Raw genomic sequence first — 14,378 nt, forward strand, 5'->3', positions numbered from 1 at the left:
GTTTCTATGCCCTCATGATCGGGCTGGGGTTAGCGAGGTCGCGATATTCGTGCTCATGCTCGTCGTAGAAAGCGGTTTCTATGCCCTCATGATCGGGCCGGGGTTAGCGAGGGCACCCCCTCTGGGACCCCCGCTGAGCTGGGACGATGGTACCCGGTTGCGAGGACCTATCATAAACGATCTTTGTGAAGATCGACAAACAGTCGTCTCCATAGATCGACATGTGCTCTGAACTGCACAAACGAAGCCGTCGAGGATCATGGCAAAAATGGGGCCCGGCGAAACGATCTGTACCGGTCACGATCAAGCCGATCGGTTCCGCCATGCAGGCATCCAGATACGGAGGCAGAAGCCTCCACGAGCGCGACGCATCCGGCACGAACCACCTCCGAGCTCGCCGGCTACCGTACGCACCGTCGGCAGACGGGGGGAGAGCAACGGATGGGTGTGCTGTACGCGCGGGCGTTCACTTCGCAGGCTCTGCTGGACGCCTGGGCAGAGGTCCGCGACGCCGCTCTCGCCGACGGACAGCCCGACAGCGAGGTCGATGCGTTCGAGGCCAACGCCGCCCGTAACCTCGACGAACTCGGAACGGTACTCGCCGCCGGCGAATGGCAGGCATCCCCGGTACGAAGGGTGGACCTCCCGAAACCGTCCGGTGGCGTGCGGGTGCTGGGCGTGCCGCGGCTGGTGGACAGAATCGTCGAGCGGGCGCTGCTGCGTGTGCTGGATCCGGTGATCGACCCGCTGTTGCTGCCGTGGAGCTTCGCCTACCGCCGTGGGCTCGGCGCCCGGGACGCGCTCGCCGCGCTTGCGGAAGCCCGGGACAGCGGGATGACCTGGGTCGCCCGGTCGGATATCAGGGACTGCTTTCCCTCCATCCCCCAGTGGGAAGTGCTACGCCGGCTACGCGAGGTCGTCGACGACGAACGGATCATCCATCTGGTGGGTGTTCTCCTCGACCGCCCGGTGGCCGGCGGCAGGACCGATCCGAAAAACCGCGGGCTGGGCCTGCACCAGGGCAGCGCTCTTTCACCACTCCTGAGCAACCTGTATCTGAACGCCTTCGACCGGGCTATGCTGCGGGCCGGCTTCCGGGTCATCCGCTATTCTGACGACTTCGCGATCCCCACGACAGGTCGGGTGGCGGCGGAACAGGCGCTGGTATCGGCGTCCACCGAACTCGAGGATCTACGCCTGGAAATCAACTCGGGAAAATCACACGTCGTCTCGTTCGACGAGGGCGTCCGGTTTCTCGGTGAAGTGACGACCGCATCGACGATCAACAGTGGCGAAACCTTGTCACACCCGATGGAAACGGTTGTCTACGTGGACCGGCAGGGTTCACTGGTTCGCTCTCGTGGTGACAAGCTGGTCGTCACCGACGGCGAGGAGTCGCTGCTTCGGCTGAACCTGCGCCGGGTACGGCAGGTTGTCTGCTACGGCCGGGTGGGACTCACCACCGCCTTTCTGCACCAGGCCGCGGAACGCGGCATCGAGGTCGTGCTCCTCACCGAACAGGGCGTTCTGGGCGCCCGGTTGACAGCACCCACCGCCTCTGACCCGCAGATCCGCCGTGTCCAGTACAAAGCGGCGGACGACGAGCAGCGCGGCCGTACCCTCGCCGCGGCCTTTGTCGAGGGAAAGGTTGGCAACCTACGGGTGGCAGTGCTGCGTTCCGCCCGCCGGGAGGACGACGCGGAAGCTTTCGTGGCGGCCGAGCTGATGCGCGAGCTCGCCGGGCGACTACCCGAATGCGCCACCCTCGACGAAATTCTGGGCATCGAGGGGGCGGCATCCCGCGAGTATTTTCAGACACTGCGGCGCATGCTCGACCCGATCTGGGGTTTCGAGGGCCGTAACCGCCGCCCGCCGCCGGACCCGGTCAACGCGATGCTGTCCTACGGATACACGATTCTCACCCATGAGGCGATCGCCGCCGCCGAGGCCGCCGGGCTCGACCCCATGGTCGGCTTCCTGCATCAGCACCGCTGGGGACGCCCTGCCCTCGCTCTCGACCTGATGGAGGAGTTCCGCCCGATCACGGTGGACGTGGCCATGTGGCGGGCGATCAGCTCGGGGCAGATCCGCCCGGAGCAGTTCGAGAACGACCCGAACCAGGGCTGCCGGATGGCTGCCGACGCCCGCCACGCGTTCGTCACCGCCTACGAGAAACGAATGCTCACCCTCACCACCCACCAGCCCAGCGGACGGAGGGTCTCCTACCGGGTCGCCCTGTCGCTACAGGCCAAGGCCCTTGCCCGCGCCCTGCGCGATCCTGGGGAGCCGTACGTCCCACTACGATGGAAATAGTCGGCGTGGACAAATGACCAGCGTGGATATGGAGCTCCGATGATCGTGGTGGTCTGCTACGACATCGTCAGCGACCGACGCCGCGAAGACGTCGCGGTTTTCCTCTCCGGTTATGGTCCACGGGTGCAGTTGTCCGTGTTCGAATGCGAAGTCCGCTCCACCGACGAGCTGCGGACGCTGAAGGCGGGGCTGCGGGAGCGCATCGACACTCTCACCGACCAGATCCGGATCTACCCGACCACCGATGCGACCATCAGCGAACGCCACGTCATCGGTGCCCGCACCGTAGAGGAACGCTCCGACTTCTGGATCGTCCGCTAACCGCGCAACACGGCGGCTGAACCGCAGCCTCGGCAACGCCACCTGCCAGCGATCCGCCGACGATCACCTTCTCGTATATGGGGCACCTGCGGATGCCTTCCGCCGTGCCTACAGCGAGATCCGGGCGATGATGCCCTCATGATCGGGCTGGTGTTAGCGAGGGCACCCCCTTTGGGACTGCCGCCGAGCTGGAACGATGCTACCCGGTTGCGAGGACCTGCCACAAACGATCTCCATAAAGATCGACGAATAGTCATCGCTATAGATCGACATGTGTTCCGACCTGCGTAAACGAAGCTGTCGAGGATCATGGCAAAAACGGGGTCCGGCGAAACGCTCCGTACCGGTTGGGATCAGGCCGATCGGTACCGCCACGCAGTCAACCAGCCATGGGGGCAGGCCCCTCCACGAGCACGACACGGCCGGCGCGGCCTCTCACCGCAACGCGCCCGCGACCATCCGCGCAAAACACGATCGGCAGGACAGCGGGGCGGTGGCGTCAGGGTGTTTGTGTTTTCGTGAACGCGAGATACCCCAACGTATACGGCGAATCGTACGTACGTGATATGATCAGCGTACGTACGAGGAGGTGTGGCTGCGATGGCTGTCACCGCATCAGAACTGCGTCAGAACGTGTACCGGCTGCTCGACGAAGTGCTGGCCAGTGGGGTGCCGCTGGAGGTCGAGCGTGGCGGGCGGCGGCTGCGGATCGTGCCCGTCGACGCGTCCGACAAGCTGTCGCGCCTGTCCGCGCATCCTGGCACGATCATCGGCGATCCGGAAGATCTTGTCCATCTCGACTGGTCCGGTGAGTGGCGTCCGTGATCATGCTGGACACGCACGTCATGGTGTGGCTTTACGACGATCCCGAGCGGCTGGTGCCGCCCGCGGTGCGTGAGCGGCTCAACGCCGAGCCGCTCGCCCTGTCGCCATTCGTCAGGCTGGAGCTGCAGTACCTCCACGAGGTGGGGAGGATTTCCGTGCCGGCGTCGACCATTGTGGACGATCTTGTGTCGAAGCTGGAGATGCTGCTGACCGATCCACCGGCGGCGCAGATCTGCCAGGCCGCCATCGCGTTGGACTGGACCCGTGACCCGTTCGACCGGCTGATCTCGGCACAGGCCCTCACCTCCGCTGCCACCCTCGTGACCAAGGACCGCGTCATCCGCAGCCACCTCCCGTCGGCGTGGTGGCCGGTCTGAACGCCCTCCTCCGGCAACCTGYCGACACAGCCGGCCACCCCACCCGCCGATACCATCAGCGACCGCCCACGCGAATCATGATCGGTGCAATTTTGTCATTGTGCACGCTTTTCAGCCGCATGAGCGTACACAACGACAAACTCGCACCGATCTTCTCTGGTAGATGACGCCCATCAACGGATCRCCATCGTCCGCGCGGCTACGCATAGTCATATCACCGATATCCGGCCAACTACACATACGAATTCAGCGACGCTTCCGCCTTCTCACGATCGAGCCGAGGTTGGCGAGAAACAGGTGATGTACAGGACCGGCCCCGGTCGGGTTTCCATGCCCTCGCGATCGGGCTGGGAGCAGCGGGGCCAGGCCCACTACGACGTGGGCAACGAGTACTACGAGTTTCTATACCCACATGATCGGGCTGGGACCAGCGGGCGCGCTCCCTTCGGGCCCCCCGCTGAGCTGGGATGATGCTACTCGGTTACGAGGAGTGGACGCGGTCCGCCGTAGTGGTCACGGTCGGATCATCCCCACACGGCCTGGGCCACGCCCATGCCGAGGACGGCGGCGCCGACGGCGGCGAGCACGCTGCCCAGCACGTTCGCGGCGGCGAGCAGGCGGGCGCCGTCCTCGGCCAGCCGCAGCGTCTCGTAGGAGAACGTCGAATACGTGCTCAGCGCCCCGCACAGCCCGGTCCCGACCCCCAGCCCCACCCGCGACGACGCGGCCCCCGCCAGCACCGCCCCGCTGACCAGGCCGAGGACTGCGCTGGCGACCACGTTGACGGTGAACGTGCCCCAGGGGAACACCGTATCGTGACGGGCCTGCACCGCACGGTCGGTCAGATAGCGCAGCGGCGCGCCGACGGCAGCCCCGACGATCACCAGCAGCCAGTTCACCGGCCCGCCGCCCGGCCGACGTAGCGGATCACCTCGACCTCGTCGAGGATCACCAGCCCCTCGGTGACGAGCTCGTCGAGCTGTGGCAGGAACGCGCGTATCCGCGGCTCGTCGTCAACGATGATCACCGCCACTGGCAGGTCCTGGCTCATCGACAGCAGCCGGGTGGTGTGCACGACCGAGGAGGCGCCGAACCCCTCCACTCCGTGGAACACGCTCGCGCCGGCCAGCCCGGCGCGGTGCRCCCGGTGCACGATCTCGGTGGCCAGCGGCCGGTGGTGCCACAGGTCRCTTTCCCCCACGAACACCGTCAGCCGCAGGGCCCGGCCGGTCAGCCTCACCGCGTCCGCCTCCCCATCACTCGCCGTGTCGCCACGGCCGCCGCCCACACCGCGCCCAGCGCCAGCGTCACGGTCAGCGCCAGGTACGCCAGCGCCAGCCCGGCCCGGCCGGTGTCCAGCAGCCGTTCGGCGTCGACCGCGTAGGTGGAGAACGTGGTGAACCCGCCCAGCACGCCGGTGCCCAGGAACGGCCGCACCAGCGAGTGCACCGCCCGCGCTTCGGTGATCACCACCATGAGCAGCCCGATCGCCGCGCATCCCGCCGTGTTCACCGCCAGTGTGGTCCACGGGAAGGAACCGGGCGGGGTCGGCCAGAGCAGCGACGCCCCGTAACGGGCGCATGCCCCGATCGCCCCACCAACCGCGATCGCCGCCAGCAGCGGTACCGGCCAGCGGCGCAACTCCCGACGCTGCGCCAGAACATGCAGATCCACATCCGGATCGGTGGGCCGCACGGTCTCCTGCGAGCGGGTGCCGTCCACGCGTACCTCCCTACCTGCGCGTCACCCGGCGTCGGCCGGGCACGACTCGTCACAGGTAGGGACTGCTGGCGACACCAGGTGTCACGGTTCGGATACGGCGAGCCCCACCGCCGCGCGGCGACAACAGCCGCCACCGACAGCCAACATACCGGGTCCGACGCTCTCGCGGCCCATCCCCCGACGCACGATCGTCGACCCGACGATCAGTACCTGGGCGCCCTGACCATTGCCTCCCCCACGGCGGCCCGGTACCCCGGCAGCGGCCCTCTTCGCCCCTGACCTCGAACCATTTTCCAGATTCGCCCACGGCACCATCGATGGCTCACCGACAACGACACCCRGGCCGTCGCCCATATTCCACCAGAGAAATCCGCTCGATTTCCCCGCCAATCCGCCCAGTAAACCCGCATCCCCTGAGAAGACCGAGACGAAAGATGCATATTTACATTCGCCGTACCAGCTCTACAGCAGGGCAGGAAATTCCTATCTGTACTGATCGTGATCAGGCCGATCCGAGTGGTACGGATGGAGCATGGCGCCGGTGACGGCGGTACCGCGGGGGACGGCTGTTCTCGGCGGTGTGCCGGGTGGACGAGGTGCCGGCGGATGGCGGCGGCTACTCTGAGCGTCCGGATTCCGGGTCCACAGGGGGGATACGATGCCGGCATCGTTGATATTGAAGTTTCCAGCTCCACCGCGTACGCCGTCGCCGCGCCAGTTACTCGGCGCCGCGGCGCGGCTCTTCGAGACCGTCGACAGCGATCATCACGCGGAGAGCAAGCCGTTCGCGGTCGGGCCTGTCACGCCTTCGCCCGGCTCGGGCGCGCCGGCAGCAGGGGGTGCTGCCGCAGGCTCGGCGGGTTCTACGGGTCCCGCCAGCTCCACGGGCTCCACGTCGTCCACCGGTGCGGCGGGTGCCGCGGGTGCGGCGGGCTGTCCGGGGATGACGCTCTGGCGGCTGGGCTGGCTCAGGGATGGCGAGCTGCCCGAGGGCTGGCCGCCGCGGACGGTTCGTTTCGGGCCGTGCGAGCAGCAGGTCACCGGGTTCGACGTGGACCCGTGGCCGTTCGCGCGGCYGGCGTCGGCCGGGCCGGCGCGGCGCGTCCGGCTACGGATGATCACACCGCTGTTCTTCTCCCGTAGCGGCCGGGACCTGCCGCTGCCCGAACCGGTACTGATCGTGCGCTCGCTGTGGACCCGGTGGAACGCCTACGCTCCGGCTGCCCTGGAGATCGATGAAGGCATCGCGCGTGAGCTGGCCGACGCGGTGTTCCTGGACTCCGTCTCCGGGGCGAGCCGGCAGGTCCCGCTCACCGAACAGATCCGGCAGGTCGGGTTCGTGGGCAGCGCCGAGCTGCGCCTGCTGAAGACGGCGTCGGTGACCGTGGCGGACGTCTTCGGCGCGCTGAGCCGGTTCGCGGCCATCGCCGGGATCGGCGCACTGACCACCCACGGTTTCGGCGCCGTCGAGGTGGGACCGACCGTGTGACGCCAGGTGGTCTGGCCCGGCCCCGCCTCGGCGGAGCCGGGCCAGACCGGGTCGGGTCGGGTCGGAACGGGCCAGGCCAGGCCGGCTACGGATCCGGGCGGGTCACAGGTCGAGGCCGGTGAGGACGAGGACCCGTTCGACGGTGAGGTCCTCCATGGCCGCGTGTACGCCCTCCCGTCCCACGCCGGAGTCCTTGGCGCCGCCGTAGGGCATCTGGTCCGCCCGGTAGGACGGGACGTCCCCGACGATCACACCGCCGACATCGAGCTGGCGGTGGGCGCGGAAGGCCGTCGCCACGTCGTGGGTGAAGATCCCGGCCTGTAGGCCGTAGGGGCTGTCGTTGATCCGGGCCAGGCCGTCGTCGAGCCCGTCGACCGGTTCGATGACCAGCACCGGCCCGAACACCTCCTCTCGTACCACCTTCGCCTCGGGTGGCACGCCGCGCAGCACGGTCGGGGTGATGGACGTGCCGTCCCGCTTGCCGCCGGTGACAACCGTCGCGCCGGCGTCGACAGCCTCGGCGATCCAGCGTTCGACCCGTTCCGCGGCGGTCAGGTCGATCAACGGCCCGACCTCGGTCGCCTCGTCGGCGGGGTCGCCGGTGTGTAGCCGCTCGACCGCGGCCGTCACCTCGCTCAGCAACGTCTCGTACACGCTACGTTCGGCGTACACCCGTTGGACGGCGATGCAGGACTGGCCGGCCTGGTAGTTGGCGAACGTCGCGATCCGCTGCGCGGCCTGGCGCAGGTCCGCCGGCGACGACCAGTCGGCGGCGACGAGCACCGCCGCGTTGCCGCCGAGCTCGAGGACGACGTGCTTGCGGGGCACGGCGTCCCGGATCGACCAGCCGACCGCCGCGGAGCCGGTGAACGACACCACCGGCAGCCGCGGGTCCGCGACCAGGCCCGGCATGGCCTCGTTCGGCACGGTCAGCACCGACCACGACCCTTCGGGCAGGTCGGTCTCGGCGAGCAGTTCGGCGAGCAGCAGGGACGACAGCGGCGTCTTCGGCGCCGGCTTGACGATGATCGGCGCGCCGACGGCCAGCGCCGGCGCGACCTTGTGCGCGACCAGGTTCAGCGGGAAGTTGAACGGCGTGATCCCCAGCACCGGGCCGCGGGGGACGCGCCGGACCACGGCCAGCCGCCCCGCCCCCGCCGGGTCGGTGTCGAGCCGCTGCAGGTCCCCGGACCAGCGCCGGGCCTCCTCCGCGCCCCAGCGGAAGGTCGACGTCGCTCTGGCGACCTCGGCCCGCGCCCAGGTCAGCGGTTTGCCGCTCTCGGCGGTGATGAGCGCGGCGATCTCCTCACCGCGCTCGGCGATCCGGCCGCTGACGTGGGTGAGGGCGGCGGCCCGGCCGTGCGCCGAGACGGCCGCCAGCTCCCGCGCGGCCCGGGCGGCGGCGGCCACCGCCACGTCCACCTGGCCGGCGTCCGGCTGCGAGACCGTGGCGATCGGACGGCCGTCCCACGGGTGACGCACCTCGAATGCCGTCGAACCCGTCGCCGGCCGGCCCGCCACCCAGAACGGTTCGACCTTGCCCATGGATGCCACCACTCCACCTTCGTGCACAGGACGCTCGGAAGGGCGGCGCCACGCGGGACGGGACAACGTCGGGATACCGAACAACCGGCAACAACCGTCAACCAGCGGCGATGCCCGGACGACCGGACGACCGAGTGGACACGCGCGTACATGTACGCGCCGTGCCGACGCCGGGATCCCGGACGCCGGAGCCGAGCGCACAGTCACACCAGCCACACGGACCACGCCGGACGGCCGAGCACAACACCCGTTGTGACGTCCACTGATGCCACCCGGTCAGGCAATACCCGGCCCGGGCGAGATGAAGCACCCTCTCGGGCAGGGCAAAACATCCACGGCGACTCCAACGGCGGCTCCGCAGTGGCTCCGCGGCGGTCCCACGGTGACTTTCCACAGTGGCCTCTCACCGGCCTCTCACCGGGCTTCCCACTGTGGCCTCTCACAGTGGTTCCGCAGCGGCTTCACGGTGACGGACGAAGGCTGCGGGGCGAGGCGTCCGTGGTCCGCCCGCGACGGGTTTGACGAACGAAAGCCAAGGGAAGTGACCACGGCTATGAAAGCGTCGTCGAATGGTGCGTATCGCCTGGAGGTCCGCCGGGGAGCCCACCGGTGACGACCCCTCCTGCCTGTCCCCGGTGCCTGGGGGCACTGCGTCCACCTGATCTGTGGAACGACCAGTGGCGCTGCGAGGAGCACGGGGAGGTCGCACCGTACCGGGTCGCGACGTCGTCCCGCGAGCAGGCGCTGCTCTTCCTGGCGCGCGCGGCCACGGCGCCGGTCTGGGTGCCCTGGCCGATGCCGGTGCACTGGTTCGGCAGCGGGGTCGCCTGGGCCGGTGACGAGCGCACCGGGCCGCGGGCCACCGCGTTCGCCGCCGGCGGGCCGTCCCCGCTCGGTGGGCCGGCCGAGCTGGTCCTCGTCGCCGAGGAGCCCGGGACGGGTCTCGGGGCGCGGCTGGCGGGGCTGTCCGGCACCGATCCGGAGCGCATCGGCGGCAAGCCCGAGGAGAAGATCGAGGCGGCCGGGCATCCGACCGCCCTGTGGCCGGTGCTCTGCCCACCCGACCGGGCGGTGTTCGTCGGGGAGGCCCACGGGGTGTGGCTGTGGGTCGCGCTCTGGCCGTCCGACGCGGCCACGCTCCTGCTCGAGCACCTCGTCCTGTGGGATCTGCGCAGCACCGAGATGCTCGCCACCTGCCTGCTGTTCGGCGCTGACAGCACCCATCTGTAGCCTCTCAGCCCGCACCGTAGCCGCCATCCCCGCCCCAGGGGCCTCATCGTGACAGGCCAGCGGTACGGCCCCGCCACCTCCGGGCCATACCGCTGGCCTGTCACAGTTCGCCACCGACGAAGAAAACGCCACCTCAATCCTGCGAGCCAGGCGTTCCCCACCGCACGGCCGATCAACTGACCAGTCACCATCACGTCAACCAGGCTGCGTAAGATCGTTGATGCCGACACGTGTAAGGGATTTCGCACCGCGACACGGCGTGTGTCGTAGGCTCCGGCCGGAACAGACCACTGAATCCCTGGCGGTTGACGGCGGTGGTGGCCAGCCAACCATCAAAGATCACTGAACCGTCTTTTCCGGGGCTCGTAGGCTCATCGACGGCCGGGCCGTGCCCGGCAGCGGATGATCCTGCCGGCGAACGTGCGTGCGCGAGGCCGGGAAACAGGGCCAGGAACGAGAAGGGCTGGCGGGGATGACAGAACCTGGGACGGCGGCCGCCCCGCCGGTGGCGGAGGTGGACCGGCGGCGGCTGCTGCTCATCGTCAACCCGCACGCCGGTGGCGGACGGGCCGCACGGGCGCTGCCGGACGTGTCCGCCGCGCTGCGGCGCTGGGCGGCGGACGTGCGCGTCGAGCGGACCCGCGACATCGACCATGCCGCCGATCTCGCCGAGCAGGCCGTGGCCGACGGCCGGGTGGCGGTCGCCCTCGGCGGGGACGGTCTCGCCGGCCGGGTCGCCGAGACCGTGGCCCGGTTGGGTGGGCTGCTCGCCGTGCTGCCCGGGGGGCGCGGCAACGACTTCCTGCGCACCGTCGGCGTCAGCCGGGATCCGGTGATCGCCGCCACCGCCCTGGCCAGCGGCGTCGAGCGTCGCATCGACCTGGCCGAGGCCAACGGGCGGGCCTACCTCGGCATCGCCAGCGTCGGCTTCGACTCGGACGTTCAGGTGATCGCCAATCGGGCCCGGTTCGTCCGTGGCCAGCAGGTCTACACCTACGGCGCGTTACGGGCGGCGGCGGCGTGGAAGCCGGCCCGGTTCACCGTGGAGATCGACGACGGTGCCCCGCGCGAGCTCGTCGGCTGGACGGTGGCGGTGGCGAACTCCGCCTGCTACGGCGGCGGGATGCGCCTGGCGCCCGAGGCGGAGCTCGACGACGGGCTGCTTGACGTCGTGCTGCTGGCGCACTGCGGCAAGATCACCTTCCTGTCGACGTTCCCGAAGGTGTTCTCCGGGCGGCATGTGGACTCCGCGCACGTCGAGGTGCTGCGGGCACGCAGTGTCCGGGTGGACGCCGACCGGCCGTTCCAGCTCTACGCCGACGGCGACCCGGTCGCGGACCTGCCCGCCCGGATCGTCCTGCGGCCGGGCCTGCTCCGCTTCCTCGCGCCGCCGGCCTGACCCGCTCCGGCTCGGCCCCGCCCGCGGCCAGTCCGGGCGCGGCCCCCGTGCCAGGGGCGGCGGCGCTCAGGCCAGTTGGGCGCCGGGACGGCTGTCCTCGACCACCCAGGTGGCGTCGGTGGTGACCGGCGCGTCCCGGCGCTCGATCGTCTCGGCCACCCGCATCTCGGCCCGCCACTCCCCGGGGGTGACGCGCACGCGGGTGTAGCCGCGCCGGTCCCCGCGGAAGTAGCGCACATGCGGGTTGAGCAGCCGGTTGTTCATCCGGACGAGGTCGTCGCTGACCATGAGGAACCCCGAGCTGACGGACGTGCAGACGAACTCGGTGCCGATCACGGGCGTCTCCGGCCGGTTGAAGTCGACCCGCAGGTCGTTCACCCATGCGGAGTGGATGTCGCCGGAGAGCACCACGGGGTTGCGCGCCCGGCTGTCGCGGACGGCGGACAGCAGCCTGGTGCGATACGGTACGTAGCCGTCGTTCTGGTCGAGATTGGTGAGGACGTCACCGAGACCGGGTGCGATCCGCGCGTGCAGCTGCGCCATCATCGTCTGCTGGGCGATCACGTTCCACCGGGTGGACGACGCCCGCAGGCCGTCGATGAGCCAGGCCTCCTGCTCGGCGCCGCTCATCGTCCCGGCGGTGTTGTTCTCCCCGAGCGACGCGTCACCGATGTCCTGGGACACCCGGCCGGGCTGCGGGGTGCGGTACTGCCGGGTGTCCATCATGTTGAGGGTGAGCAGGTCACCGAAGGTGAACCGACGGTAGATCCTCAGGTCCGGTGAGTCGGGGACGTAGCCGACCCGGATTGGCATGTGCTCGTAGTACGCCTGGTAGGCGGCGGCCCGCTGCCGGGCGAACGCGGCCGGGTCCTGGTGCTTGTCCCCGGTGTCGCCGGACTCGTCGGTGAGGCCCGCGTAGCCGTTCTCGGTCTCGTGGTCGTCCCAGACGACCACCCAGGGCGCGGCGGTGTGCGCGGCCTGCAGAGCGGGATCGGATTTGTACTGTGTGTAACGATTCCGGTAGTCGTCGAGGGTCCGGAGCTGGTTGAGACCGGGGGTGGCCGGGGCGGTGTGACGGCGGTCCGGGAACCGGCTGTTCGGGTCGTACTCGTAGATGTAGTCACCGACGTGGACGACAAGATCAAGATTGTCGGTGRCGATCGCGTTGTACGCCGGCCAGTAGCCGTTCTGGAAGTCCTGGCAGCTCGCCAGCGCGAAACTCAGGCTCGACACCGCAGCCGAGGCGGCCGGCGCGGTGCGGGTCCGGCCGACCGGGCTCAGCACGGTGCCGGCGCGGAACCGGTAGAAGTACGCCCGGCCCGGCTGCAGGCCACGGACGTCGACATGCACCGAGTGCGCCAGCCCCGGCGTGGCGGCCTGCGTCCCGGCCGCGACGACGTCGGCGAACTTCTCGTCCGTGGCGACCTGCCAGTCGACCGGGATGTCGCCGCTGGGCAGCGGCGTGCCACCCGAGGGCGGCGCCACCAGCCGCGTCCACAGGATCACCCCGTCGGGCAGCGGATCGCCGCTGGCCACACCGAGGGAGAACACCCCGTCACCGACGCCGGGGATCGGGGTCGCCGGCCGCAGGGTCGCCCGCCCGGTCGGGCGCGGCGGTGCGGGCGTACCGCCTCCGGACGGCCCGCCGTCCGAGCAGCCCACGGCCGCCAGCAGCAGCGCCCCGCCCGCGAGAAAACCTCGCCGGGACGCGACGCCGGCCAGGCTCCGCCGGTGCAGGCCGGCGTCCGTACCGTCCGAGCCGCCAGCCACGGGGCCGGTATCCGCGGCGCTCCCGCCCGCCGGAGTACCGCTGCCCGCCGGAGTGCCCCTGCCTGCCGAAGTCCTGTTCACAACATCCCGCCCAGAATCCCGCCCGGAGCATCCAGGAGCCACGAGGCCCGCCGTTGTCACGGGGCCGACCGTCACAGTACCGGGACGTTAGCGGCGACCCGGTCACAGCGGAAAGTGATCCAGGGAAAACCACAGGCGAACGCTGTGGGTCACCAAGGCGGACGCCGGCAAAGCGGATACGGATACGGCAGGTGGGCACCGTCGATCGGATGCCGAACGGATATTGTGAGCGGGTGGCCGGGCGGAAACCGGTGTTCCGCGCCCGCCCCCACATATGTGATTCCACATATGTGATCCCGCGCATGTGCTCCTGCTCCGGGCATGCCCCGCGGGCGGGAAAGGCCCGTGGGAGGGGCAGGCCCGCGGACGGGAAGGGAGGGCGGGCTGAACACGCATCCGGCGATCCCGGCGGACGCAGCCGACCTGCACACCCATTCGACGGCGTCGGACGGCCTGCTGCCGCCCGCCGACGTTGTCCGCCTCGCGGCCGCGTCAGGCCTGGCCGCCATCGCGCTCACCGATCATGACACCACCGCGGGCCTGGCCGAGGCCGCGGCGGCGCTGCCCGCCGGCCTCACCCTGCTGCCGGGGGCGGAGATCTCCTGCCGGGTGCGGGTCGGCCGCGACCGCTGGGTGAGCCTGCACCTGCTCGCCTACCTGTTCGACCCGGTCGAGCCGGTGTTCGCCGAGGTCCGGGCCCGGCTGCGCGCCGAACGGGTCACCCGCGCCCAGCGCATGGTGGAGAAGCTGGCCGCCGACGGCCATCCGGTGGCCTGGGAGCGGGTCCGTGCCCTGGCCGACGGCGTGGTCGGACGCCCACACGTGGCCGAGGCGCTTGTCGAGGCCGGTCTGGTGGGCAGCGTCCAGGATGCCTTCACCCCCGCCTGGATCGGCGCCGGCGGCCGCTACTGGGTGGACAAGGACGAACCGGACGTGGCCGAGGCGATCCGTCTCGTCCGCGACGCCGGCGGGGTCAGCGTGCTGGCGCACGCGTTCGCCAGCCGGCGGGGCGCGACCATCGGCCCGGACGTGATCGCGCGGCTGGCCCGCGACGGCCTCGGCGGCCTGGAGGTGGACCATCCCGACCACACCCCGGACGCGCGCGCCCGGCTACGCCAGCTGGCCACGGACCTGGATCTGATCGTCACCGGCGCGAGCGACTTCCACGGCGCAAGCAAACCCCAGTCGCTCGGCGCGGAGACGACCACCCGGCGGGCGCTGGACGCGCTGGTCGCCGCGGGCCGCGGCACCGAACCGCTGACCGGCCAGGACCAGCCAGCGACCGGCCCGGCGCCGAACCGCTAAC

13 protein-coding genes are annotated in these 14,378 nt (G+C 70.1%); 8 read left to right on the forward strand and 5 right to left on the reverse strand.

Going from position 1 to position 14,378, the window contains the following annotated elements:
- Positions 1-441: 441 nt before the first annotated feature.
- The 4 genes from cas1 to BL254_RS00740 all read left to right on the forward strand — a co-directional run bounded on the left by cas1 (position 442) and on the right by BL254_RS00740 (position 3,836).
- Positions 442-2,313: a CRISPR-associated endonuclease Cas1 gene (gene cas1, locus BL254_RS24710; protein WP_052914180.1), complete on the forward strand. Its 1,872-nt coding sequence runs from the start codon at positions 442-444 to the stop codon at positions 2,311-2,313.
- Positions 2,314-2,352: 39 nt separating this feature from the next.
- Positions 2,353-2,634 carry a CRISPR-associated endonuclease Cas2 gene (gene cas2, locus BL254_RS00730; RefSeq protein ID WP_047221163.1) on the forward strand — a complete coding sequence of 94 codons (282 nt, stop codon included), beginning with the start codon at positions 2,353-2,355 and terminating at the stop codon, positions 2,632-2,634.
- 600 nt (positions 2,635-3,234) lie between these two features.
- Entirely contained in the window at positions 3,235-3,459 is a 225-nt protein-coding gene (locus BL254_RS00735) for a type II toxin-antitoxin system Phd/YefM family antitoxin (RefSeq protein WP_047221164.1), read from the forward strand.
- The gene (locus BL254_RS00740; protein WP_047221165.1) at positions 3,447-3,836 is read left to right on the forward strand and encodes a type II toxin-antitoxin system VapC family toxin; all 390 of its coding nucleotides are present in this window, start codon (positions 3,447-3,449) and stop codon (positions 3,834-3,836) included. The genes BL254_RS00735 and BL254_RS00740 overlap by 13 nt, the downstream gene beginning before the upstream one ends.
- Before the next feature lie 524 nt (positions 3,837-4,360).
- On the opposite strand, the gene BL254_RS00745 is transcribed toward BL254_RS00740, so the two are convergent.
- The 3 genes from BL254_RS00745 to crcB are packed head-to-tail and all read right to left on the reverse strand — an operon-like array spanning position 4,361 to position 5,558.
- Complete coding sequence (locus BL254_RS00745) at positions 4,361-4,735, reverse strand: CrcB family protein (protein ID WP_076842232.1); 375 nt, start codon at positions 4,733-4,735, stop codon at positions 4,361-4,363.
- Positions 4,732-5,076: a DUF190 domain-containing protein gene (locus tag BL254_RS00750; protein WP_076842233.1), complete on the reverse strand. Its 345-nt coding sequence runs from the start codon at positions 5,074-5,076 to the stop codon at positions 4,732-4,734. Before BL254_RS00750 ends, BL254_RS00745 begins: the two co-directional genes overlap by 4 nt.
- The gene (gene crcB, locus BL254_RS00755) at positions 5,073-5,558 is read right to left on the reverse strand and encodes a fluoride efflux transporter CrcB (protein ID WP_076842234.1); all 486 of its coding nucleotides are present in this window, start codon (positions 5,556-5,558) and stop codon (positions 5,073-5,075) included. The genes BL254_RS00750 and crcB overlap by 4 nt, the downstream gene beginning before the upstream one ends.
- 943 nt (positions 5,559-6,501) lie before the next feature.
- Here crcB and cas6 point away from each other — a divergent pair.
- A complete protein-coding gene (gene cas6 / locus BL254_RS00760; RefSeq protein WP_076842235.1) occupies positions 6,502-7,047 on the forward strand; it encodes a CRISPR system precrRNA processing endoribonuclease RAMP protein Cas6 in 546 nt (181 codons plus the stop codon).
- A 102-nt stretch (positions 7,048-7,149) separates the two neighbouring features.
- Here cas6 and BL254_RS00765 read toward each other — a convergent pair whose 3' ends face one another.
- Positions 7,150-8,592 carry an aldehyde dehydrogenase family protein gene (locus BL254_RS00765; RefSeq protein WP_076842236.1) on the reverse strand — a complete coding sequence of 481 codons (1,443 nt, stop codon included), beginning with the start codon at positions 8,590-8,592 and terminating at the stop codon, positions 7,150-7,152.
- Between the two features lie 609 nt (positions 8,593-9,201).
- On the opposite strand from BL254_RS00765, the gene BL254_RS00770 reads away from it, so the two are divergent.
- Both BL254_RS00770 and BL254_RS00775 read left to right on the forward strand, forming a co-directional pair.
- Positions 9,202-9,822, forward strand: coding sequence for a DUF6758 family protein (locus BL254_RS00770; protein ID WP_076842237.1), 621 nt, complete (start codon positions 9,202-9,204; stop codon positions 9,820-9,822).
- Between the two features lie 472 nt (positions 9,823-10,294).
- Entirely contained in the window at positions 10,295-11,221 is a 927-nt protein-coding gene (locus BL254_RS00775; RefSeq protein ID WP_076842238.1) for a diacylglycerol kinase family protein, read from the forward strand.
- 66 nt (positions 11,222-11,287) lie between these two features.
- On the opposite strand, the gene BL254_RS00780 is transcribed toward BL254_RS00775, so the two are convergent.
- Entirely contained in the window at positions 11,288-12,991 is a 1,704-nt protein-coding gene (locus BL254_RS00780) for an alkaline phosphatase (RefSeq protein WP_076842239.1), read from the reverse strand.
- 426 nt (positions 12,992-13,417) lie between these two features.
- Here BL254_RS00780 and BL254_RS00785 point away from each other — a divergent pair, with 426 nt between their 5' ends.
- Positions 13,418-14,377: a PHP domain-containing protein gene (locus BL254_RS00785; RefSeq protein WP_083730739.1), complete on the forward strand. Its 960-nt coding sequence runs from the start codon at positions 13,418-13,420 to the stop codon at positions 14,375-14,377.
- Position 14,378 lies beyond the last annotated feature (1 nt).

The sequence above is a fragment of the Protofrankia sp. BMG5.30 genome, from assembly GCF_001983005.1.
Taxonomy (GTDB): Bacteria; Actinomycetota; Actinomycetes; order Frankiales; family Frankiaceae; genus Protofrankia; species Protofrankia coriariae.

Bases quoted from the DNA above. Each gene is read 5' to 3' on its own strand.
- BL254_RS00735 (WP_047221164.1), top strand. From the start codon at position 3,235: ATGGCTGTCACCGCATCAGAACTGCGTCAGAACGTGTACCGGCTGCTC.
- BL254_RS00765 (WP_076842236.1), bottom strand. From the start codon at position 8,592: ATGGGCAAGGTCGAACCGTTCTGGGTGGCGGGCCGGCCGGCGACGGGT.
- cas1 (WP_052914180.1), top strand. From the start codon at position 442: ATGGGTGTGCTGTACGCGCGGGCGTTCACTTCGCAGGCTCTGCTGGAC.
- BL254_RS00775 (WP_076842238.1), top strand. From the start codon at position 10,295: ATGACAGAACCTGGGACGGCGGCCGCCCCGCCGGTGGCGGAGGTGGAC.
- cas2 (WP_047221163.1), top strand. From the start codon at position 2,353: ATGATCGTGGTGGTCTGCTACGACATCGTCAGCGACCGACGCCGCGAA.